21 protein-coding genes are annotated in these 22,141 nt (G+C 58.5%); 14 read left to right on the top strand and 7 right to left on the bottom strand.

Annotated elements, in window-relative coordinates:
* Positions 1 to 21: 21 nt before the first annotated feature.
* From HDF10_RS12370 to bamA, 3 genes are all read left to right on the top strand, one after another.
* The gene (locus tag HDF10_RS12370; RefSeq protein WP_183813866.1) at positions 22 to 1,971 is read left to right on the top strand and encodes a S9 family peptidase; all 1,950 of its coding nucleotides are present in this window, start codon (positions 22 to 24) and stop codon (positions 1,969 to 1,971) included.
* Positions 1,972 to 1,991: 20 nt separating this feature from the next.
* On the top strand, positions 1,992 to 2,177 hold the full coding sequence (locus tag HDF10_RS12365; RefSeq protein ID WP_179580454.1) for a CPXCG motif-containing cysteine-rich protein: 186 nt from the start codon (positions 1,992 to 1,994) through the stop codon (positions 2,175 to 2,177).
* A gap of 179 nt (positions 2,178 to 2,356) precedes the next feature.
* On the top strand, positions 2,357 to 5,338 hold the full coding sequence (gene bamA / locus HDF10_RS12360) for an outer membrane protein assembly factor BamA (protein ID WP_183813864.1): 2,982 nt from the start codon (positions 2,357 to 2,359) through the stop codon (positions 5,336 to 5,338).
* 190 nt (positions 5,339 to 5,528) lie between these two features.
* Here the strand turns inward: bamA and HDF10_RS12355 are convergent, their stop codons facing one another.
* The gene (locus HDF10_RS12355; RefSeq protein ID WP_183813862.1) at positions 5,529 to 6,929 is read right to left on the bottom strand and encodes an RDD family protein; all 1,401 of its coding nucleotides are present in this window, start codon (positions 6,927 to 6,929) and stop codon (positions 5,529 to 5,531) included.
* Positions 6,930 to 7,157: 228 nt separating this feature from the next.
* Between HDF10_RS12355 and HDF10_RS12350 the strand changes: the two genes are divergently transcribed.
* The 4 genes from HDF10_RS12350 to HDF10_RS12335 all read left to right on the top strand — a co-directional run bounded on the left by HDF10_RS12350 (position 7,158) and on the right by HDF10_RS12335 (position 12,986).
* The gene (locus HDF10_RS12350; RefSeq protein ID WP_183813860.1) at positions 7,158 to 9,695 is read left to right on the top strand and encodes an LPS-assembly protein LptD; all 2,538 of its coding nucleotides are present in this window, start codon (positions 7,158 to 7,160) and stop codon (positions 9,693 to 9,695) included.
* A 108-nt stretch (positions 9,696 to 9,803) separates the two neighbouring features.
* Positions 9,804 to 10,802: a DsbA family protein gene (locus tag HDF10_RS12345; protein WP_183813858.1), complete on the top strand. Its 999-nt coding sequence runs from the start codon at positions 9,804 to 9,806 to the stop codon at positions 10,800 to 10,802.
* Positions 10,803 to 10,824: 22 nt separating this feature from the next.
* The gene (locus HDF10_RS12340; protein WP_183813856.1) at positions 10,825 to 11,943 is read left to right on the top strand and encodes a SurA N-terminal domain-containing protein; all 1,119 of its coding nucleotides are present in this window, start codon (positions 10,825 to 10,827) and stop codon (positions 11,941 to 11,943) included.
* A gap of 41 nt (positions 11,944 to 11,984) precedes the next feature.
* Entirely contained in the window at positions 11,985 to 12,986 is a 1,002-nt protein-coding gene (locus HDF10_RS12335) for a Gfo/Idh/MocA family protein (protein ID WP_183813854.1), read from the top strand.
* Positions 12,987 to 13,004: 18 nt separating this feature from the next.
* On the opposite strand, the gene HDF10_RS12330 is transcribed toward HDF10_RS12335, so the two are convergent.
* Positions 13,005 to 14,237, bottom strand: coding sequence for a DUF5715 family protein (locus HDF10_RS12330; RefSeq protein WP_183813852.1), 1,233 nt, complete (start codon positions 14,235 to 14,237; stop codon positions 13,005 to 13,007).
* A gap of 108 nt (positions 14,238 to 14,345) precedes the next feature.
* Here HDF10_RS12330 and HDF10_RS12325 point away from each other — a divergent pair, with 108 nt between their 5' ends.
* A complete protein-coding gene (locus HDF10_RS12325; RefSeq protein ID WP_260177859.1) occupies positions 14,346 to 14,762 on the top strand; it encodes a c-type cytochrome domain-containing protein in 417 nt (138 codons plus the stop codon).
* 114 nt (positions 14,763 to 14,876) lie between these two features.
* Here the strand turns inward: HDF10_RS12325 and HDF10_RS12320 are convergent, their stop codons facing one another.
* From HDF10_RS12320 to HDF10_RS12305, 4 genes are all read right to left on the bottom strand, one after another.
* The gene (locus tag HDF10_RS12320) at positions 14,877 to 15,140 is read right to left on the bottom strand and encodes a hypothetical protein (RefSeq protein WP_260177858.1); all 264 of its coding nucleotides are present in this window, start codon (positions 15,138 to 15,140) and stop codon (positions 14,877 to 14,879) included.
* 388 nt (positions 15,141 to 15,528) lie between these two features.
* A complete protein-coding gene (locus HDF10_RS12315; protein WP_183813850.1) occupies positions 15,529 to 15,987 on the bottom strand; it encodes a nuclear transport factor 2 family protein in 459 nt (152 codons plus the stop codon).
* Between the two features lie 55 nt (positions 15,988 to 16,042).
* Positions 16,043 to 16,441 (bottom strand): hypothetical protein, encoded by a 399-nt coding sequence (locus tag HDF10_RS12310; protein WP_183813848.1) that lies wholly within the window; start codon positions 16,439 to 16,441, stop codon positions 16,043 to 16,045.
* 36 nt (positions 16,442 to 16,477) lie between these two features.
* Complete coding sequence (locus HDF10_RS12305; protein ID WP_183813846.1) at positions 16,478 to 16,864, bottom strand: glycine zipper 2TM domain-containing protein; 387 nt, start codon at positions 16,862 to 16,864, stop codon at positions 16,478 to 16,480.
* A 291-nt stretch (positions 16,865 to 17,155) separates the two neighbouring features.
* Between HDF10_RS12305 and HDF10_RS12300 the strand changes: the two genes are divergently transcribed.
* From HDF10_RS12300 to HDF10_RS12290, 3 genes are all read left to right on the top strand, one after another.
* Positions 17,156 to 17,839 carry a hypothetical protein gene (locus HDF10_RS12300; protein ID WP_183813844.1) on the top strand — a complete coding sequence of 228 codons (684 nt, stop codon included), beginning with the start codon at positions 17,156 to 17,158 and terminating at the stop codon, positions 17,837 to 17,839.
* A gap of 181 nt (positions 17,840 to 18,020) precedes the next feature.
* Entirely contained in the window at positions 18,021 to 18,362 is a 342-nt protein-coding gene (locus HDF10_RS12295; protein WP_183813842.1) for a CsbD family protein, read from the top strand.
* A 319-nt stretch (positions 18,363 to 18,681) separates the two neighbouring features.
* Positions 18,682 to 19,044, top strand: coding sequence for a hypothetical protein (locus HDF10_RS12290; RefSeq protein ID WP_183813840.1), 363 nt, complete (start codon positions 18,682 to 18,684; stop codon positions 19,042 to 19,044).
* A gap of 90 nt (positions 19,045 to 19,134) precedes the next feature.
* Here HDF10_RS12290 and HDF10_RS12285 read toward each other — a convergent pair whose 3' ends face one another.
* Entirely contained in the window at positions 19,135 to 19,392 is a 258-nt protein-coding gene (locus HDF10_RS12285; RefSeq protein ID WP_183813838.1) for a DUF3606 domain-containing protein, read from the bottom strand.
* Positions 19,393 to 20,014: 622 nt separating this feature from the next.
* Here HDF10_RS12285 and HDF10_RS12280 point away from each other — a divergent pair.
* Genes HDF10_RS12280 through HDF10_RS12270 form a run of 3 tightly spaced genes read left to right on the top strand, consistent with a single transcriptional unit; the run spans position 20,015 to position 22,136 of the window.
* Entirely contained in the window at positions 20,015 to 20,506 is a 492-nt protein-coding gene (locus HDF10_RS12280) for a PEGA domain-containing protein (protein WP_311732748.1), read from the top strand.
* A 32-nt stretch (positions 20,507 to 20,538) separates the two neighbouring features.
* Positions 20,539 to 20,997: a hypothetical protein gene (locus HDF10_RS12275; RefSeq protein WP_183813823.1), complete on the top strand. Its 459-nt coding sequence runs from the start codon at positions 20,539 to 20,541 to the stop codon at positions 20,995 to 20,997.
* Positions 20,994 to 22,136, top strand: a complete 1,143-nt coding sequence (locus HDF10_RS12270) for a serine/threonine protein kinase (protein ID WP_183813821.1) — start codon at positions 20,994 to 20,996, stop codon at positions 22,134 to 22,136. Before HDF10_RS12275 ends, HDF10_RS12270 begins: the two co-directional genes overlap by 4 nt.
* Positions 22,137 to 22,141: the final 5 nt, after the last annotated feature.

Below are 22,141 nucleotides of genomic sequence, written 5' to 3'. Positions count from 1 at the left end.
CGATTTGTTATGGAGTCTGCGATGACACGCTTCCGCTTGTTGCCTGGATTAGTTCTGCTGGCTTCGGTTTTGGGATTTGCTTCGGGACCGGGTGACAGGGTGGCGACGGACCCCAGGAGCGTGGTTTCGGCGGAGAGCGCGGCTGGGTCATCTCCGATGCCGGTAGCCGAGTTGCTGCAGACGGTGCGCCTCGGAGGTTCAACATGGTCGCCGGACGGTAAGCAGATCGGATACATCAGCAATGCTTCGGGGCGTCTTAATCTCTGGTTGATGCAGGCGGATGGAACGGGGGCACGGCAGCTGCTGAAGTCGGATGACCGGCAGTCCAGCCCCACGTTTACCAAAGACGGCAAAGAGATCGTCTACGAGCAGGACAAGGGCGGCGATGAGCTCTACGACCTTTACGCGGTTGCCGTGAGTGGAGGGGAGCCACGGAATCTTACGAATACGGACAAGACCAGTGAGAGCAGTCCGCTTTTTTCCAAAGATGGCAAGTGGTTGGCGTTTGACAACAAGGTGAAGGTGGAGGCTTCGACCAACATCGCGGTGATGGAGTGGGCAACGGGGAAGGTGCGGGTCTTGACCCACGAGACGGATCCGAAGGCCTTCTGGGATGTTGAGGACTGGAGCCCGGATGGACGAAGCCTGTACGTGGTGCGCCAGGTGGGGCTCGACGATGCGGACCTCTACCGGTTGGATGTCAAGAGTGGTGCGGCCGAGAAGCTGACGGCTCATACTGGGAAGGCGCTCGTCTTAGCCTCCGCGATATCGCCCGACGGCAAGACCCTGCTGCTGACTTCAAATGAAAAGGGCGGCTATTTGAATGTCGCGTTGCTGGATATCGCCTCGAAGAAGCAGCGGTGGGTGACGGATACGCAGTGGGAGGGGCACGCGGGGGAATTTTCGCCGAAGGGGGACGCGTTTACTTACACCCTGAACGCGGATGGACGAGCCACGATTAGTTTTGTGGATGCGAAGACGCTGAAGGCGAGCGATCGCGGCATACCGGCGGGGTTGAATACTGCTGGTGCCGGGCCGACGGCGTTTCGTGATGATGGCAGCTATCTGTTTTCCCATCAGGACTCGACGCATGCGCCGAATCTCTATCTGCTGAGTGCTGGCGGCGCAATTACCCAGGTGACACACAATGAGAGTTCGGTGCTGGCGGCGGCTGTGCTGCCTTCGTCGCAACTGGTGACGTACAAAAGTTTCGATGGAAAGATGATCTCGGCGTTTGTATGGGTTCCGTTCAACTTGAAGCGTGATGGTACGACCCCCGTGGTGGTGATGCCGCACGGCGGACCGACGGGCCAGACGGTAGATAGCTTCAATCCCCGGGCCATTCTGCTGGTATCGCGTGGGTTCGTAGTAATTGCGCCGAACGTGCGCGGATCAACGGGCTACGGGATGGAGTTTCAGAACTCGAACTACAAAGACCTTGGCGGCGCCGACCTAAAGGATGAGATCGCCGGCGTCGATTTCCTGAAGGCTACTGGATTTATCGACGCGAAGAAGGTGGGGATCTGGGGCGGCTCGTATGGCGGGTTTATGACGTTGATGGCCATCGGGAAGAATCCTGATATGTGGGCGGCGGCCGTGGATGAGTACGGGATTCTTGACTGGTACACGATGCTGCAGCACTCCGACGCGCGGCTGCAGGAGTATGAGAAGACGCTGCTAGGCGATCCGGTGGCGGACAAGGCGGTCTATGAGGCTTCTTCGCCGCTGAAGTACATCCGCGAGGAGAAGGCTCCGCTGCTGGTGCTGCAGGGCGAGCGGGATATTCGCGTGCCCAAGGAGGAGGCCGAGCAGGTGGTGGAGATTCTGAAGAAGGAGGGACGCACGGTGGATGCGGTGTACTACCCCGAAGAAGGGCATGGCTTTATCAAGCGGGAGCACCAGGTGGATGAGCTGACGCGGTCGGTGGGCTGGTTCGACAAGTATCTTAAAGGGGAGACGAAGACACCGTGAGGTTGAGCGAGAGGTAACGGATGCATGCAGCCGGTTTTCAGTGCGCGGGTTGTGGGGAGTGGGTGGAGACGACGGTGGACGAGTCAGGCGGCTCGAAGCAGCAGTATGTGGAGGATTGCCAGGTCTGCTGCCAGCCGAATGTGCTGACGGTCCGGTGGGACGGGTCGGCGCAGGAGTTCACGATTACGGCGGAGTTGGAGAGTTAAGCCAGTGGCAGGTGCCTTTGGGTGCGCGCGTTCGTCAAAGCATCACGCTGAAATTCGTTGGTTGGATTGAGGTTGTCCAGCCAGAACCACGGGGCGAACTCGCTAACGGCTGGCCGCTCCCATATAATCAGGACTTCGCTGAAAGTGCTGGCGAGCGTCATTTTTAGAGCAGTGAGGGTGTGCGTATCTTTACCGTGAATCGAGAGAGCGGAAGCTCCCTGAAAAGCAAGACCAAGACTGTGTGCACGCGCTCCAGACGCTCCCGCATCGCTTATGCCGCGTACATGATTGCGTTTACGGCGCTGGCCGCCTCGTCCCTCTCGGCCCAGTCGCTTTCGGCCCAATCGCTCACCGGTCAGGCCGGATCGCTGTCCGGTAACGTGGAGACGCTGTGTCAGCCCCAGGTGATCGGTAACCGACGCATTCCCAAGGAGTCCGTGCTCGCCAGGCTCTACAGCCGGCAGAACGATCTCTACGACCCGCTGGTGGTGGAGCGGGACTTCAACTCGCTTTGGAACACCGGCTACTTCGACGATGTGCGGATTGAGCGCGTCGACAGCCCGAAGTGCGTGCAACTGATCATCTACGTCAAAGAGAAGCCGACGATTCGCGAGATCAACTACAAGGGCCTCGGCTCCATCACGCAGTCGGACATTCTGGACCGGTTCAAAAAGGCGAAGGTACCCCTTTCGGTCGAGAGTCAGTACGACCCCACCAAGATCAAGCGGGCCGAGGTGGTGCTGAGGGACCTGCTGGCAGAGCACGGACACCAGTTCGCCACCATCCGGACCGAGGTCAAGACGATTCCGCCAGCGGCCGTGGCGATCACGTTCAACATTAAAGAGGGGCCGACCGTAAAGGTGGGCAAGATCGCCTTCCAGGGCAACAACAGCATCAACGATCGCACCCTGCGCGCCTCGATGAAGAACCTGCGGCCGATCGGAATTCCGCACTCGATCATCCTGGAGAATCTCTTTGCGAGAACCTTCGACGCGAGCAAGCTGGATGAAGACACCGAGCGCGTGCGCCAGGCATATCGCGACCGCGGCTACTTCAAGGCTCTGACCAGCGAGCCAACCACGCACATTCGTGATGCGGGCGGAATCAATCCGTTCACACTGCACCCGTCCAAAGGCAAGCGGATCGACATCCTGATGCCCGTAGAAGAGGGCTCGCGCTACAAGCTCGCCGGGATCACCTTCTCCGGCAACACCCACTTCACGAATACCAAGGCGCTGCGTGCGCAGTTCGCTCAGAAAGATGGCGAATACTTCAACGCGACCCTGTTCGGCAAAGGGTTGGATCAGTTGCGTAAGGCCTTTGGCGAAGGCGGATTCATCAACTTCGTAGGCACGCCCGTCCCGACCATCGATGAAGCCAATAAGACGATCAAGCTGAACATTGATATCGATGAAGGCAAAGCGTTCTACGTCTCGCGGATCGAGTTTACCGGCAATACGATTACGCGCGATAAGGTGATTCGGCGCGAGCTCTTGTTGGAAGAAGGGCAGGTCTATAACAGCCGGCTCTGGGACCTTTCGATTCTGCGTTTGAATCAGCTCAACTACTTTGAGCCGTTGAAGGCCGAGCAGGACTCCGAGAGCCGCCAGAATACTGACGACGGAACCGTCGATCTCCTGCTGAAGCTGAAGGAGAAGGGCAAGAACTCGATCGGCCTGAACGGCGGCATCAGCGGGCTGTCGGGAACCTTTGTCGGGCTGAACTACGAGACCAATAACTTTCTCGGACTTGGAGAGACGCTCTCGGTGCAGGCAAATATCGGCGACCTGTCGCGTAACCTGAGTCTGGGTTTCACCGAGCCCTATCTGCGGGACAAGCCGATCTCGCTGGGCGCTCAGATCTTCGCCAGCAAGTACGACTTCAATCCTTCGAAGAGCCAGTCGGCGACCGGCCAGGCGGCGGGCAACCTGACGACGGCACAGCAGTCGCTGCTGACGAACTATAACCAGTCGACGACAGGGTTGACGATCTCGGCAAGCGAACCTCTGCGACATCTGTTTGCAAAGACCGGCGTGACGCGTGTCGGTCTTTCGTACTCGCTGTCGCGGTCTTCGGTAACGACGTTCAACCAGAACACGACCAACGTCTTTCAATCCCTCGCGTTCCGGTCTGGCGTTGCGGGACAGAATCAGCTGTCCGGCATCATTACTTCGGTCGTAACGCCGAGCTTCACGTTCTCCAGCCTCGATCGCGCGGTCGGGCCGCACAACGGCAAGGACTTCAACGTCTCGGTCCAGGTAGCAGGCGTGGGCGGTAACGTGAAGTACCTCTCGCCGATTGCCAGCTATCGTCAGTTCTTCCCCATGAAGGGTCTAAGGGTGAACCGCGAGGGCCACAATGTGCTTGGGTATCGCATCCAGTTGGCTCATACCTCGGGCTTCGGCGGCGAGGTCGCCCCCCCGACGCATCGTCTCTACAGCGGTGGCGAATCCGATCTGCGCGGCTTCGACATCCGGTCGGTCGGTCCCTATACCTTCATTCCGAACAAAGTTCAGTACATCCTGACCAACCCGGATGGGACCTCGGTTCCGCGCGATCCGACCAACCCCGCACTGGGCCCGGTCCAGATTCCGCTGCCGATCTACCGTATGGTGTCCATCGGCGGAGACACGCAGCTCGTCTCGAACATCGAGTACCGCATTCCGATTGTGAATCAGGTGACCTTCGCCTTCTTCAACGACTTCGGCATGACCTTCGATGCGCTGCATGGCCAGTTGCGGCAGAGCACTGCGGGGCAGTCGCTGATCGATGGAGCACAGTATGGTTGCCCCACGATCGTCAACGGCGCCTGCTTTGGCGGCCAGTCGGTGCAGTTCCCGAACCTGCTGAAGATTGTGCCAGGAACGAACTTCGTTCCGCGAGACTCCCTCGGCGCCGAGCTGCAGGTGATTCTGCCGATCGTCAACGCGCCGTTCCGGATCTTCTACGCCTACAATCCGCTGCGTCTTTACAAGACCGTTCCGCAGGAGCTGGCGGTTCCGAACTCTGGCCCGGACAACGTGAATACCTTCAAGAGCTACTTCCCAACCAACGGAGCAGGGCAGTTCAGCTACCAGCAGGCGCTTCAGTTCTATGGGGCTGATTATATCCTGCGAGAGCCAAGAAAGACGTTCCGCCTGACGGTAAGCACGACCTTCTAGGGTATGTCCTGCCGGACCGGCTCCCTGCGCGGGCGGCGGTCACTTCGTGACGTGTGTACCCCTTCGGTCGGCGCTCCCGTTGGTCGCGAGGAAGATGATTCCGACCAACGGGAGGACCACGCGAAGCTCTAAAAAGGCGTGTGAACGCCCGCTCTCCGCGCAGGAGGCCCGTCCGGCAGGACAAGATCTCTTAGTAGCTACGCTGATACATGCGGGAGATGCGGTCATGCCACCCGAGGCCGTCTTCATCCATCCAGGCCCAAAGGAAGCCGATACCCAGCGGACAGGCAGCAAGGACCGTCGCGAAGATGCGTCGGCGCATGGCCGAGCGCGTGGGATTGTCATCCGAAAGAGTGCAGAGGCCGATGCGGGCGTACCGCATACCGGGGGTCGCCTCGCTGAAGGTAAAGAAGAGAAGCTGATAGAGCAGCGTGAGAACTACGAGAGTTCCAGCCGCACCGATCGCGGCGATCTGCAGGCTCATAGTTACGCTGCTGGCAGCAAGATTCGCCGGGTTAGCAGATAGCTTCCCCACGGTCAGCGCGAAGGCTGCAACGAAGCACAAAAACGAAGCCGTAATGATGCAGCCATCCACCATCGTAGCCATCAGCCGCAGGTTGAGAGGCGCGGCCTCGGGTCGATGCTCAAACTGGAAGGGGGCCTCTGGAGTTTCAACCGGAGCAGCAACCGGATGGGCCGCAAGCAGAATCGAGGACCACTCAGGCGCAACCGATTCCACCTCTGGAGTGGTAGAGATCTGGGCAGCCTCCACCTCGAAGATGCGAAGCTGCGCCGTCTGGTGGCTGTGAGGCGCCTGGTCGGCTTCTTCGCGGAGCGGCCCTTCCGCCAGCCGCGGCCGAGCTTTCCTTGCCGCCACCAGCTGACGGGGAAACTCGATAAGGTTAGCCGGAATCTCGATGGGCGGCCCGGACTCTTCGAAGACGGGAGCCTGGCGGAAGGCGATCTCCTCATCGAGCGCGAGAGTCTCTTCCTCATTCAAGGCTTCGTAGGTCTCGTAGATCAGGGGACGGCTGGGCGGCGAAACTTGTTCCTGCAGCGGGCCGCGGGTTGCGTCTTCGTAGAGCCTTACAGTGAGTGCCGGGGATAAAACCTGAGCGGTCGCTGGAAGAGTATGCGCAAGAGCTGCGGCGTTAGAGAGCTCCCCAGCAGTGAGCTTCGGCTCAGCAACTGGCGCAGGCGGCATAGGCGTGGGGGGAGTCAGCGTCCATTGGTCCAGATCCGCCAGCAGCTGGTACTGAGCATCAGCCACGGCCTTGGCGCTGAGTGCGGCAACTTCTGCGGCAGCTTCGGCCTCGCGAATCGCAGCTTCGGCCTGCTCGGCGAGAAACGTGCGGTAGCTCGGCGAGTTGGCGTACCGCTCCGCAACCGCGGCGGCGATGCGGGAGGAGCGTGACTTCTCAGGACCAGGTTGCGCAATGGGAGTGACCGCCGAGCCCGATTGCTGGGTCCGGCGGGCCCGGTGGGCGGCAAGACGTTGCGCTACCTGTTCCCTAAGCGCAAACGGCGCGCCAGCTTCCGTTTCGGCCGCGGTTTCGTCCAGTGGTAGCAGGTCACGCTGTGCAGAGCTCATTGTGCTCAATTCCAAACTCGCTTCCGTAAAATCGTTTAGCCTCAAAGAGTGGTGCGCCTGATTAGTCTCAAATCAAGTTTCAAGCCGGACGAACCTGGGATCAACACCCATTGGCTGCGCCGACTGCCTTTGCTGTTCGGCGGCGTGAGGCCGTTGCCTGCCGTCGCGAAGGCACACGGAAGCTGCTCGAGCAACCTCCGGACGGCTGTTTACCTCTTGATAACTATCATGGTGCCCACGGCAAGTCATCCACATCTGTGGGCCCAGCAGGTGACGAGTCAGGCAACCCCCCTTTCTGATGCGCCGCAGACGCCCACGAGCCTGCCGGATGCGCCCGGAGCGACGCAATATCCCAGAGCGACGCAGTATCCGGTGGCAGAGGTGCTCCCCGCGACCGATGGCACGACCGATGTGACGATGCTGTCGGATACGCAGTCGAAACTAGGGAGCCGTTATGTGCTGAATGGCGACGTGGAGCTTCACTATCGCGACCGGGTGGTGCAGGCCGACCATATCGAGTATGACGAAGAGACTGATGAGCTAACCGCGACAGGCCATCTGCACGTAAGCGGAGGCGCGAATCACGAGGACCTCACCGCCAGTCACGGCACCATGAATCTGAAGCTACAGACAGCGACTTTTTATGACGTAACCGGCTCGGTGGGGCTCAAGAGCGCGGGGCACACGCTAACCTATTCGAGCAGCAATCCGTTTCTATTCACCGGGCGCATGGTCGTGCGGACAGGGCCGCAGTCCTACGAGATCTACGACGGCAGCTTGACGACCTGTCAGCTCCCGCACCCCGACTGGATGCTCTACTCAGGAAAGTTTGCCGTGGACAGCGAGAAGGCGAAGGCGCAGAACAGCACCTTCCGGCTGATGAATATTCCTGTGCTGTTTTTGCCCTACGTGACCCATCCGGTGGACTCGGAGCAGAGGCAGACCGGCTTCATGATCCCGGTGCCAGGCTACTCGTCGACCAAGGGATTTACCCTCGGCGAGGAGTTTTACTGGGCGATCAACCGCAGCACCGACCTCACCGTAGGCGCGCAGTATTACTCCCTCCGCGGGTGGGAGCAGTCGGCGACGTTTCGATATCGCGGACTGGGCAACGACTTTGCGAAGGCCCGATACACCGGCCTGCTCGACCGTGGCATCTACACCAACGGCGTGTACCTGAATCAGGGCGGAGAAGATGCCACTGTTTCGGGGCGTCACGACTTCACTTCGCAGACGAGAGTGGCTGGGGATGTGGAGTATCTGAGTTCGTACGCCTATCGCGAGGCGTTTGCCGAAAACTTCAGCGTCGCAGTGTCGAGCGACATCCTTTCGATCGTCTATGGCGTGCACCAGTGGGACGGATATTCCGCGTCGGCGCGTGTGGATCGATATCAGGGCCTGAAACAGGCTGGCGTAGCCGCGACGCCGGCCACGCCGGCAATCCCGGAAGAACAGGTGAAGATCTTTCATGCGCCGTCGTTCGACTTCAGGAGCACCGAGCATGAGATCGGCAGGACCGGATTGCTGTGGAGCATAGATGCCTCGCACGCCGGGCTCTCGAGGGTGCAACCGGGCTTCTCGACCGGCGGGCTAACGCAGCGCTTCGACGTGCATCCTGAGCTCGCCTATCGTCTAGGCTTCGATGGATGGCACGTGCTCGCGTCGGTGGGCGCTCGCGAGACCGCGTACACCAGAAGCAGGCAGGTTCCCTACTCGCCGATGGGAGTGCCGGTCGAGCTTCCGACCCCGCTGAACCGTTCGGACGTAGAGGTCGAAACGGATCTGCGGGCGCCTGTGGTAGAGCGGACCTTCGATTCGCCAGGCGTCGAAAAGCTATTCGGCGGCAATGACGTGAAGCACACCATCGAGCCGGAGCTGACCTACCGCTACGTAACCGGCGTGAATAATTTTTTGAGTGTCCTGCGCTTCGACGATGCCGATATCGTAAGCAACACGAACGAGCTGGAGTATGGAGTGACGCAGCGGCTGTTCCTGCGACCGACGAAGGTCCGGCCCTGCAAAGATAGGCCCGTGGCCACAGCGCAGACACAGTACTGGGATGACGATAGCGGCAAGATTCAGACCAGGGGCCAGATCGGCAACGGGAAAGACGCGCTGCCCAGCTGCGGCAGTCACCCCCTGCTCAGCTGGCGGCTGACGCAGAAGTACTTCTTCAACGAGAACTTTGGCGGAGCCGTGATCAACGGCCGGCGTAACATCTTCGACACGACGCTGAACTTCTCCGGAATCGCGTTTCTCACCGAGCCCCGCGCCATCTCGCCTCTGGTCTCGCGTCTGCGCGTGCGCACCTCGTCGCACATGGATGTGGAGTGGGACTTCGATCTCGATACCGGAGCGAAGAAGTTTACCTCGAACAACGTGATGGTGGACGTGCATGAGAACAATGTCTTTGCCGGCCTCAGCTACGCGAGGCTGAACGCTCCGGGACGCTTCTATACAGAAGGAGTGAGTTCCGCGGTCTCAGACTTCAATCAGCTTCGGCTGCTCCTGGGGTACGGTTCGCCGACCAGGCCGGGGCTGGGCGTGGCAGGGAATGTCGGCCTGGATCTCAACGCGAATAACACCGGCCTGGTGCAGTATGGAGCGGTGCAGGGGTCCTATAACTGGGACTGCTGCGGCTTCAGCGTCGAGGTTCGCAAGTACGAGCTGGGCTCGGTCCGAAACGAGACGACGGAGAGATTCAACTTCACGCTGCTCAACATCGGAACCGCGGGCAATCTGCGCCGGGCCGCGAGCCTCTTCTAAGGGCCGATGGCGCGGCCGTTCCCGGGCTCGTCTTGGGGCCGCCCCTGGAGCCGCTAAGAGGGGTCCGAAGCCTTGTAAATTGCCTCTGCGTGAGATAATCGAGGTATTGTGTTGATCGCTGTGAAGCCGTTCCGAGCCCTGATCTTTGCCTCTACGCTGGCCGCCCTCGGCTGCCATGCACAGACCTCTTCGCAGACTGCGAACCAGACTGGCGCCTCCGCTTCGGACAAGCTCTCTCCCGAGCTCACGCGCAGGGTGGAGGTGCTGATCCGTTCGAGGGCGTCGATTCCACCGGCCTATGTGATCCAGATTGGATCCCGCACCAGGAGCGAGGTTCCCGGCTTCGACAAGATCAGCGTAACGTTTCTGGCCGACGGCAAGTCGAGCAAGCCCGCAGACTTTCTGCTCTCGACCGACGGCAAAACCCTGGCACAGTTCACCAGGTTCGATATCAGCCAGGATCCAAAGCTCCTCGTGAGCGGCGATGGGCGTCCTTCGCGCGGTGGCCCGGCGAATGCGCCGGTGCTGATCGTCGGCTTCGACGACCTCGAGTGCCCCTACTGCGCGAAGATGCACGAGCAGCTCTTTCCCGCGCTGACCGAGCGCTACAAAGATCAGATTCATATCGTCTATCGCGACTTCCCGCTGGACCAGCATCCCTGGGCCATGCGCGCGGCGATCGATACCAACTGCGTAGGCGCCCACAGTCCAATAGGCTATTGGAATCTGGTGGACTACATCCACGCTCACGCCGGAGAGCTTGGCGGGCCAGACAAGAGTCTCGCCAAGGCCAACGAGACACTCGACACCTTGGCACGCGACGAGGGAAAGAAGCAGAATCTCAACGCGGAGTTGCTGAATGCGTGCCTCACGAAGCAGGATGATACCGCAATCAAAGCGTCGATCAAGCTGGGCGAAAGCCTGGGGGTGGACTCCACGCCGGCGCTCTTCATCAACGGAGAAAAGGTGGAGGGAGCGCAGCCGCTCGAGGACGTGTATCGTATGATCGATAGCGCGCTGATTGCCTCCGGGCAGACGCCGCCACCGCCGCCCACACCAATTCAGGCACAGCCTCAAACCCCGCCGGCGACCAAACCCGGCAACTAGCAGAAGAATGCAGGAGATCTGGATGCGGAACACGGATGTGCCGAGCTTGTCGACCGAAAACGAACGTACTTCTAACACGCGCTCCTTTCGCACCGCCTCGCTTCCGTTGCTGCTGACGATGGCCGCCGGGCTCCTGCCGGTTGCGGGATGCAACCACGGGCACAGCGCCGATGTCGTCGCCACGGTCAACGGCCACGCCATCATGCAGGCAGATCTCGAAAAGGCCTACAAATTGCAACTCGGAGACGCCGCTCAACAACAGCAGCAGCCCTCACCCGAGCAGGCGGATTCGATGCGCCTGAACCTCCTCCGCGAGTTGATCGATGAAGAGATCGTCGAACAGCGCGCAGCAAAGATGAATCTGACCGCGACCAATGAAGAGGTCGACGCGAAGCTCGCCGAGATGAAGGCTCCCTATACGGAGGAGCAGTTTCAGGAACGGCTGAAGGCAAGCAACCAGACCATCGACGATGTAAAACACTCGCTGCGTCGCAGCCTCACCATCAATAAGCTGCTGAACAAAGAGATCAACTCCAAGATCACCGTCACCGACGCCGATGTGGCGAGCTACTACAACCAGCACAAGGCCGAGTTCAATCTGCTTGAGACCAAATATCACCTGGCGACCATTCAGGTGACCGGTCAGCCGTCACCCCAGCCGGGAAACTTGCAGGGAAGCAAAGCCACCAACGACATCGAAGCAAAGAAGAAGATTCAGGCGTTGAAGAATCGCCTGGACAGCGGTGAGGACTTCGGCACCATCGCCAGCAACTGGTCCGAGCAGCCTGAGACCGCGCCCAACGGCGGAGATATGGGCTTCGTCGGCGAGTCGCAGCTCCACGCAGATCCTACCGTCTTCACCGCCGTGACCAAGCTGAAGGCCGGCCAGATCACCGAGATCCTTCCCCTGCTCGATGCACAGACGAAGCGTCCGGCTGGCTATGCGATCTACAAACTGATCTCCCGAGACCCCGCAGGTCAGCGCGATGTGAACGATCCGCGTGTCCAGCAGGCCATCCGCCAGCAGTTGCGCGATGTGCGCTCTCAACTGCTCAAGAGTGCTTACCTCGAGATGGTGCATGACCAGGCCAAGGTGGAGAACTTCTTCGCCGAACAGATCTTCAAGACCGACGCCCACTAACTCTCCAACCGATATCGTCACTCATCTTTTTGGGAGGTCTCATGACGCAGTCGCCTGTGCGCTTCGCGATTCTTGGCTTTGGTCACCACGCGATCCGTCGCCTATTGCCTGCCTTTCCGAAGTGTGAGCATGCGACGCTGAGCGGAATGTGGCGGCGCGACCATACGGCTGCTCTCGCCAACTGCGCGGAGTACAAGATCCCTCACTGCTTCGCCACGCGCGAAGAACTCTGCTCTTCACCGAACGTCGACGTCGTCTTCATCACATCGCCCGACGCGATGCACCGCGACGATACGCTGCTGGCGCTCAAGCACGGCAAGGCGGTTCTGTGCGAGAAGCCGCTGGCCATGAGCGCGACGCAAGCCGAGGAGATGAACCGAGCAGCCAACGCAGCCGATCTGCTCTTCGGCGTAGCGCAGAACTTTCGCTACAACCGAAGCCTGGAGTGGATGCGCCAGCAGATCACCGCCGGCCTCATCGGAAAGCCACAACTTGCGCGTGCCGAGTACTGCTATCCGGCCACAAACTCCGCACGAAAGTGGATTATCGACGCGACGCTGGCTTACGGCGGACCCATTGGAGATGTCGGCGTGCACTGCATCGACGCCCTCCGCTTCGTTCTCGGCGAAGACGTGATCAGCGTCGATACTCTGGCCAGGAAGGACGCCTCGTCAGGCAAGGTGGAGGCCGTCGCCTCGCTGCAGATGGAGATGACGGGCAACGTCTTTGCTACGGTGACGACGAGTGCGCGAACGCCCTATCGCTCTCTGGTCGAGGTCAACGGCAGCGAAGGCGTCATGACTGCCGAGGGGGGTCTCACGGTTGATCGCCCAGTGGAGATTGTTGTGCGGCGTGCGGGCGACGTGGTCGAGCGCGTCACCGTAGACAACGGGGATGGCTACACGCGCATGATGGATAGCTTTGCCGTTGCCCTGCGCGGAGGACCTCACTTTGCGGCCACCGGCGAAGACGGTGTTCACAACATGCAGGCGCTGGATGCGGCGATCAAGAGCTGGCGAAGCGGATCTCGCGAGAGATTGTAGTTGACGAAAAACTGAGCTCTACCGCAGAGCCGCAGCCAGAGCAGAAGTCCCGCCATGATGCAGAATGGCGAGGTCGCGCTCAGGTGCCAGCGGCAGATACCTTTTGTAGACACTCACGTGGAAGCACGACTGTTGGAACTCCTCTTCCACATCAACTTTTCCCGATTGCACGAGCGGCAAAAGATAGCCCCGAAGCCACGCGATCTCCGCCAGCGAGAGGCCGTGCTTCGCAATGTCGACAGCCTGCCCCGTCAGATGCGGAGAGGCCGTGTCGCCCTCAGCCGGTGCTGCGTTGCCGTTGATGTGCAACAGGTGCTGCTGAAATTCAACCGTGCGTACAGCGGAGTTCACCTGCAGCGGCGTATGGAAGCGAGCATAGTGCGCGCGCGCCAGAGTCGCGAGAAACTGCGCTGTCCACGGACGGCAGTAACGCCGGTTAACCGGAAGCCGGTCGTCCACCTGAAGAGCGTCGTTCTCAGGCAGCGCGACAAGCAGCTTCTTGCTGCGCATGTCCATAAGGTCGCTGTCATCCTGAATGCGAGAGAGCCCATCGCGGTCGGCCACTTCGTTCTGATGAACGAGAATCTCGTGAGATCCCTTCAGCGGCGGAGGAACGATAAGCCGGCCACGCTTGTTATAGAGATTAGGCAGAATGACAGGAGTCGACGCCACCTCTTCGACGCTGGCCAGTTGCGGCCTCTCCGTCGCCGGCCGAACCACGCTGATAACAGGAACCGGCTTGGCCACCGAGACCGGCTTCGGCGAAGACGCGGTCTTGCGCGCAGGTGCAGCCGCAGCCTGACGAGTCTCGTTGACCTCTTCGGGACGCGACGTACCGTGGATCGCCAAAGCGGCCTGGGTCTCCACCTGGGTCGACGCGGCCGCTTTCAGGAAGTCCTCCGAGGTCGCCTTCTGAGATGCCCTGGCTGAGGCGGTCATCTCAGGTTGCGTCGCCTTCGGAAGCGAGGCACTGACCGAGTGGCGCAGGCGGCGTCGGTTTGCAGACCGCGCACGGACACGGGCGCTCACAGGAGGGTCGGCCTTCGGCGTACTGTGATGCTTCGTGCCATGCGCCGCATGAGCCGGTTTCGCAGCGGCCTTCCGTTTGTCTGGATGCTTCGCCACTGCAGCGGCGACAGTCTTCTTATGAGCCGAGGGATGATGCATCGGTTTGGCGTGGCTGCTTGCAGAAGAAAAACACAGAGCCGCAAGCGCCAGAAGGGCCGGTATGGGGGCGTTCAAACGCATCATGTTTTCGGAGGCGCGGAACGCCAGAGCAACTCCTAAGTTAAACGTTGGTAAGAGAGCACGTAAGTGACGAGGTGGGTTCCGTATACTTGGTCGTTAACAGGAGGAGTGATGAAGAGGATGTCGGTGGGCTTAGGACTGGTCGCTACCGGATTGATGGGGTGGGGGTTTCGCGTCGGAACCGTGCAGGCGGCACAGGATGAGGCAGCGAAGCCCGAGTTTTACACAACCAGGGTTCAGCCTATCCTTCAGGCCAACTGCTACCGGTGTCACGGCGGGATCAACCATCGCGGCGGGTTGAACATTCAGACGCGGGCAGGGATGTTGAAGGGCGGCCACGATGGCTCTGTGTTGATCCCCGGAGATCCCGCAAGCAGCCTCCTCGTGCGGCTGATTCGCCATGAGGGACCCGCGAAGGACCCGATGCCCATGCCGCCCAAGCAGCCCAAGCTCTCCGATGCGGACATCGCGACAGTCGAACAGTGGGTGAAGGCAGGGGCGATTATGCCGGAGGATCCGCAGCAGTAAGTCTTCGCCGAAATAATCTCTGCCGCGCGATTCAGAACAGAAGCCAAGCAGCAGCTTCGACGCTGTGGCGGCTGCGTGAGCAAGCCGCCGCGCCCGATATTGATGTTAATGGGCTTAGAGCTCTGAATCTCCGACCAATCCCGACGAGCTGGACCGATTCGATGTGCCGGTCTCCCGCTTCTCCTGGGTTCTGACGAAGAGGTTCTTCAGCCGGCGGCGGAAGTAGAAGAGAGCTCCTGAGATCGCCGCGCTGATCCCTTGAAACAAAAGCAGGCCGGAGCCAGGATCGACGTACGCGTGGGCCTGGCGCTCGAAGGCAAAGCTGAGCGCTAAAAGAAGCATCAGCGTGATCGCGAACCGCTTGAAACCATAAATCATCTTTTCCTCTGGGGAGGTGTGCCTCGAGGGGCGCAATCTCAATAAAAGTGAAGACGCAAAGTGCAGACAAAAGTTTCGATTCTATAAATACTTTCGCTTCCTTACAGGCTAGGCATCTTTTTATCTTGCATTTCGTCTTGAACTTTCTATTACGAGATTTTAGTTTGCCGCTGAGCCAGGCCGCCGGTTTTTATCGAACAAATCGATAGGCAAATCCGCGCGTCCCATATCGGGATCTTCGCAACCTGTTATGACATGGAGCGATCGGCACGATCGAGAAAGGCAGAGAGTCTCCCGACGGAGAAGCACCCACAGTATCCAGCAGCAGCAACCCAGCTTGTTCGACGCGACCCGGAAGCAGAGGCTCGAAGAATTACGCCGCCCGCAGTCAGGGCTTCGCAGGCGTCTCCGTGTGCACCTGGGCAAGCCATCTCCCGCTCTTGGGTTGCCGAACCCAGACCGTAACGGAGTTGTTGTCATTGTTCATCACAGTGGGTTTATCCGCCGTGCCGCACTGGAATGTATTCACCACGTGATACGCCGTGAGCGCAGAGTCCTGCGTCAGAATACGAACCTGTAGATCACGAAGCTCATACGACTCAAGCTTGCAGTGTTTCAGCGTGATCAGCAGCGTATCCAAAGCCTGAATATGCTCATCTACCAGGATGAAGTCTTCAGTAAACAGACTACGGACCGCCCCGAAGTCGCCTTCAGCCATCGTGGTCCAAAGATTCTGTTCCAGCTTGACGATATCGATCGAGGCAGGCAGCGGTGTCGATGCCGCAGGCTTCTGAGCAACTGCTCCCGACGCAAGAAGCGAAGCGATAACCAGAAGGAGAAGACGCATGCAGACTATCTTAGCGTCTCGCTCCCGTTATGAAGCCGGAGTGTTGTCCCCGGAGTCAGTTCGCCGGCGGCGTCGACGCCTTGGTCCCTACCCGGCGCACGGAAGCGTCGACGATGGCATACAGCAGCTGTCCATGATCGGCCTTAGCCTTTGCCTTGATGTACTCGCCCGCGCGTTTGCCGGCCTCAGCGCTCTCAGGAAGCGCCAGGCCCCGCGTCTGCGCCGAGATCTCCGCCAGTTGCTGGACGATATCGAAGAACGTCGCCTCATTCTTGCCCGCAAGCTGCCAGCAGTCGGACACCGTGCAGGTAAGAATCTGCTCCTTCGTCCAGTTGTGGGCTGCAGTCGAGTCCGCCGAAGGCGTAATGGTGGCGGCCGACGGTTGCTGAGCCGAAGCACCCAGAGCAACCGTGGTCAGAGCGAAGCAGAGTGCGAGGCGAGAGAAGAGGCGCATGGGATCGTTCCTTTAGTTGCGTAGGTTAGAAAGCGTCTAGTACCGGTGATAGCGATCGTCGCGATTGTTCTGAGCGGCCTGGCCGACCACAGCGCCAATCCCGGCACCCGCGGCGCCGCCAATGATGGTGCCCTTCAGGCCACCGCCGAATACCGCGCCAAGAACCGCGCCGCCCCCTGCACCGATCAGCGCGCCCTTGCCAGGTCCAATGCCGCCCTGGTTATCCCGGTAGTGGTCGTCGTGGTAGTAGCGGCGATCGCGATCGTTATAGTAGTTGCCGCCACGGCCACCACTACGCATCCCGCTGTAGTAGGCATTGTTGTTAGCGTAATGGTTGTTATCGTAACGCTGCGCAAATGCCGGAGCGATGCCGGTCGCGAGCAGCAGAGGAGCCAGTAGGACCGCATTTCGTAGCTTGGTCATTCCCGGTTAGATGCGGAATCTCCCCGCTGCGTGGATCTTAAATTCGAGAGCGTGGCCAGAGACGGGTAAAGTCACGAACGGCAGCAGTTAGGAAACCCCAGAAACCCACATCGAAACCCGGATCTTAACCCACATCGCAAAAAAGTAACCCCAAGGGGTATCTGCAATAAGTCGATCCCTTTCAAGATCAGGCATCATCTACCAAACAAGCCCAGAGCCGATTTCGTCTATTTGGCATGCTGGATCGTCTTCACATGCGGTAGCTTTCAAAGAGCAGGATTGGAGGGGGATGTGAAGAATCGGATCTATGGCATTTCGGCAAGGGTGCTCGTAAGTCTCATAGGGCTGGGGATCATAAGCCTGGGCCTCACCGGCTCCATCGCGTCAGCGCAAACGCCCGCTCCGCACAAGCCGAGGAGCTCCTCCAGAACCGCAATGGCGGCCTGGTCGCCCGACGTCCAGAAGACGCTCGGCCTCTCCTCCGACGACTTCAAAACCGACGGGCTCAACAAGCTCACCCAGGCGCAGCTCACCAGCCTCATCAACTCCGCCAAGCCCGATCCCCGCAAGCACTGGCTAGTCTGCCCGGCCAGCGGAACCACGCCCTCCGGCCAGATCCACGTGCTGCTCACCGTCGCCGGCGACGACTCCACCGGCGCCATCGCCGGCCAGATCCGTCAAGCCATCAGTGGGCTCACCGGCGTTATCGTAGTCGACACCGTCGCCAACGCCGACCGCACCCTCCACGTCGTCATCCAGGAGCAGACCACCGCCAAACGCACCATCGGCTTCACCGCCTCCTACCTCACCGGAACCCCCTGCACCGAGGAGGTCGCCGGCAAAAAGAAGGACGTCGAGCTCAAGGGCACGCTAGGCACCTACACCGACGCGAAGGGCGCAGGCCTCGCCATGGACCTCGCCGGGATGCTCGATCAGGATCTCCAGCCGCTGCGCACCGGCGCCGCAACCCACTAAAAATCGAAGCACGAAAGAATCGACAAACAAAGAGACGCAATAAAGAATCGAAGCAGAAAATTCGCCCCCCAGCCTCCCGCAACCCGTCCAAACCCTGTCCCATCAGTCACGAAGGGGTCGGACCAGAGATTTTTCATCCACGCCACGCAAACTCTGCATCTCACCAACTGGAGGATTTGTTATGAAGGGACTCCCTTGGATCCTGGCCGGCATCGGAGTCGGCATCGCCGTAACGTTCCTGCTCTTCGTCGATCTCTCAGATCAACCCGAGCCAGCCTACGACATCGGTTATGACGGATTCACCGACGCCGCCCGCAAGACCTTCGCCTGGGGCACCAGAAAACAGGCCGAGGGCAAGGTCGGTTCTTTCGCGGGCGCCATCAAGCAGGGCGCAGGCAAGCTCATCGGCAACCAGAACATGGTCGCCGAAGGCGCTGCGGACCGCGTCATAGGCAACGTAAAAGATGCCGCAGGACACGTCGGCGAAGCCGTCGGACAGACCCTCCACGATCTGAATCAATAGAAACAAAGCTGCAGTAATAGTTGTGGGCCCGTGGTTCTCCATGCAACAAAACCGCCCCTCTCCGCAAAGTTTCAACCTGCGAAGAGGGGCGGTCCTTTGCTGTCATCCTGACCCTGAGCGAAGTCGAATGGGGAAGGATCCCGACGAACTCCGACCTGCCCAAACCGCTCGTCCCTTTCCACCCACCCTCTTCACGCAGTTGTCTGCGCTCTATACCTCGTGTTGCAGCGCCGCGCAAACCAGGGCAACCCCGCCGATAGTTACAGAGTCGTACTTCTCAGATGTGTAGTGCTGTAAGGCTGCCCGTCTGGAGGTTCTTATGATTTTTCGCAAAAACGCTTGGGCGCATCTCATGCTTGCTGGTGTGCTTTCTTTCAGCCTTGTGCCCGCTGGTTTGGCGCAAGCTCCGCACGACAGCGATGTGAATAGTTGGTCCTCGCCGCGCGGCTACGATATAGCTTATCCAGAGAACGGCACCCCCAACATGGTGGCCCGTCAAGGCTATGCTGCAGGCTTCAACCAGGGCCAGGCCGACCTATCGCGTGGTCAGTCGTTCCGTCCTACTGAGAACAAGGCCTACGCTCACGCGAAGATCCCGAAGGGGATGGACAAAGACACCTTCAAGACCGAGTTTCGTGAGTCATTCGTGAAGGGCTATACCAACGCCTACAAGGGCCAGTAGCACTCGCGAAATACCACAGCTCAAAGAAACAAAACAATGCCCGCCTTCGTGACGACACAGCAGTCACGAAAGCGGGCATCTCCGTATCAGTTAGCTCTGGTGATGCTTCAACGCCGCGCGAACCTTTTCGACATGCGTGCCATGCACGCGAATCGCCTCATGCAGTTGATCCCCCGTCACCCCAAACTCCTTCGCCCAGTAGTGAACATCGGACGACATCTTCGGATTGATCTCCTTCGGGTCATGCGGGCCCTTCTCTGGCTCTACGTGCTCCGCGTGAGCGGTGCGAGCTTTGGACTTCTCAACTTCTTCGTGTTCATGCGGCCGTGCCTGATCTGGATGAGACATCGATTCATTCCCCTTTTCGCGTTAACAACTAAAAAATCAAACCCGGAAACTCATCGGCCCCAGGAACCAATTCTTGAAGATTCCTTCTTGATGGTCGTCATCCCGAATGGAGTGAAGGATCCCCGTATTTGTCTTTATCCACGCTCATACGGCCCTTTGTACTTTGTATCTGACGCGACATGAATTCATTCCCCTTAGCTCGTTCCTTTCGTTAGATGCGGAACCAGCGAGGCACGCCCACCTAAGTGGGATCCTCTGCGACTTTCGTGGTGAATGATGAGTTTGCTACTTGTCTTGCGAAGGGAGACAGCGTAACTTTCGTCTTGACTTCAAACTTGATGAGATTAGGTCGTACGAAAACATGCGTTACCCCCTTGCTTCACTCCTGTTGGTTCTCTCTGGATTCGGCAATCCCGCCCAAGCGCAACAAAGTGCAGCGCCCGCTGTACCTGCAAGTGATCAAGACAAACCCCGCGTCTATGTAACCGATAGCAACTCATGGTCGACCCAAAGCTCGGCGGGTGGATCTCACGGCGCCTTCGGTGCCAGTTCGTCAGGCGGAGCACGCCCCCAAACGGCTGAAATTATCAAAACCTTCGGACAGCGTTGCCCGGAGGTTCTGGTGAACAATCGCGTCGACGCAAGCAACTACATCGTTGAGCTGGATCACGAAGGTGGCAAAAGCGTCTTCGCGCACAAAGACAAAATTGCAGTCTTCGTGCAGAAGACCGGCGACTCAATCTTCAGCAAATCAACTCTGTCGGTTGGCGGCTCCGTACAGGATGCCTGCACAGCAATACTCGCCAATTGGTCCGCGCACTCAAGCGAACTGAAATCTCCCGCAACCGGCTTCGGCGAAGGCGGATACGGCGGTGCACCGGCCGCACCAACAGTCGCTTCCGTTCCACAGTCGTCCATCACAGTCGACGCAAGCGTTCCAAACTGCGACATCGAGATAGACGGAAACTTCATGGGCAGCACACCATCCACGCTGAATCTAGCCCCAGGCAAACACCAGATCGTAGTAAAGAAAACCGGCTATCAAGACTGGTCCCGCAGCATGACCGTCACAACCGGCGTTGTGCGCCTAAGCGCGGAGATGACCACCAGGTAAATCTGCTCATCACTAAGAAATTGAGAGAATAAATGAAGATATTAAGTATAGTTACGGAAACTACACAACTTAGGCACACGGTAGTAAGTGGAACACAAAGCGAACCCGCTTTGGAACATGCTGCTTTAAGCAAGCTGGCATTGCCCATGAATGTTTCAGACGGCGCGGGTCTCGCTACACTGTTCAAGACACTCTGTTCCTTGATCGAGCATGAGGCTCCTGACGAGATCGCCATTCTTCAAGCAGGAAAGGCTAAATTTGGAAATTCCTCGTCCGTTCGAATCAAAGTTGAAGCGGTCATCCAACTGGCAGCCGATCACTGCAAGGTGGCATGTCAATTGGTAGCCCCGCAGACTCTTAGAACAAAAGAGAAGAAATTTAGCAGCATCGCCGGTAAAACACCAGAAGTAGTCTTTAACGCCGGAGCCCCTTTTACCCCTAAGGTGATGAATGACGCAGTATTAACAGGCTGGACGCAGCTACCCAAATGAGTTTATCTACCGAGAGTAGCGATAAGGTCCGGGAACTCGCGAGCGCCTCAGGAAAATATGAACTCATTTCGCAATATACGGATGGAATGAACGGTTATGCCTTTCGGGCAAAACATATTCCAAAAGGGATCGAAGTGTTCATAAAGATCTGCGATGTAGACACCGAAAGCAGCGAAGTATTTCAAGAAGCAAAGTTTTTGGTCACAGCGACTGCCGACGGCGACGCGGATCATCTTGTGGTACTGCATGATGCGGAAATGCTGGGCGAAGAGTACATACTTATGGCGATGGAGCTCGTTAACGGGGGGAATCTATCGTCAAAAGTAATTGACAACTCAATTGGTCAGGCGGACGCTGTGAACTATGCAATGGACGTACTCAGAGGAGTAGGTAAACTTCACAAGAATCAGCTTCTTCATAGAGATTTGAAGCCTGCCAATATTTTGTTGTCAGTGAATGGAGAAAAATCGTCAGCAAAGGTGGGTGATTTCGGGTCAGTAAAGAGACTTACCACGTCAGGTGGCACGGTCAACTCGTCGAGGCATAGTCCAATCTATGTTCCACCGGAAGGTTGGACGGTACCTAATGCCTATGGTACGAGATCCGACCTTTATCAAGTTGGCATCGTCTTACACGAAATGGTCAACGGGCCTTTGCCGTATCAACTCGCATCACATTTAGACAATGCTGGGATCAAAAAGCTCCATTCTCAAGGCTATGAGAATTTGAATGAGATGGATGATTGCGACGCATGCCTTTTGGTCAACGAATGCATCGCACGTCGAACAATGAGCCAAAAACTCCTAGCGTTAAGCCCGACACAACCTTATCAATCGAAGCGTCTGACGAAGATTATAAAAAAGGCGACTTCTCCAGACGTAGACGATAGATACGGAAGTGCGGTTGAGTTTCGGGGAGCCTTGCAAGCGCTTCATCTGCCAAACTGGAAGAGGGTTGGAGCAGGATTTGAAGCAATTGGGTGGCAGGGAAAGGATTGGCTTGTTTCACAAGTTCAAAAATCAGGGACCCTGCAATATCAAATCAGTAAGCGACTGGTTGGGGGAACCTATCGGAAATTCGGGGACCCTTACCCGGAAGCAAAAGATGCTTTCCAAACGGTTGAAGATCAGTCTGAGTAAATACT

The sequence above is a fragment of the Tunturiibacter empetritectus genome, assembly GCF_014201375.1.
GTDB lineage: Bacteria > Acidobacteriota > Terriglobia > Terriglobales > Acidobacteriaceae > Edaphobacter > Edaphobacter lichenicola_D.
The sequence above is the reverse complement of the archived record's forward strand: the minus strand, read 5'-3'. Positions and strand labels throughout refer to the sequence as shown.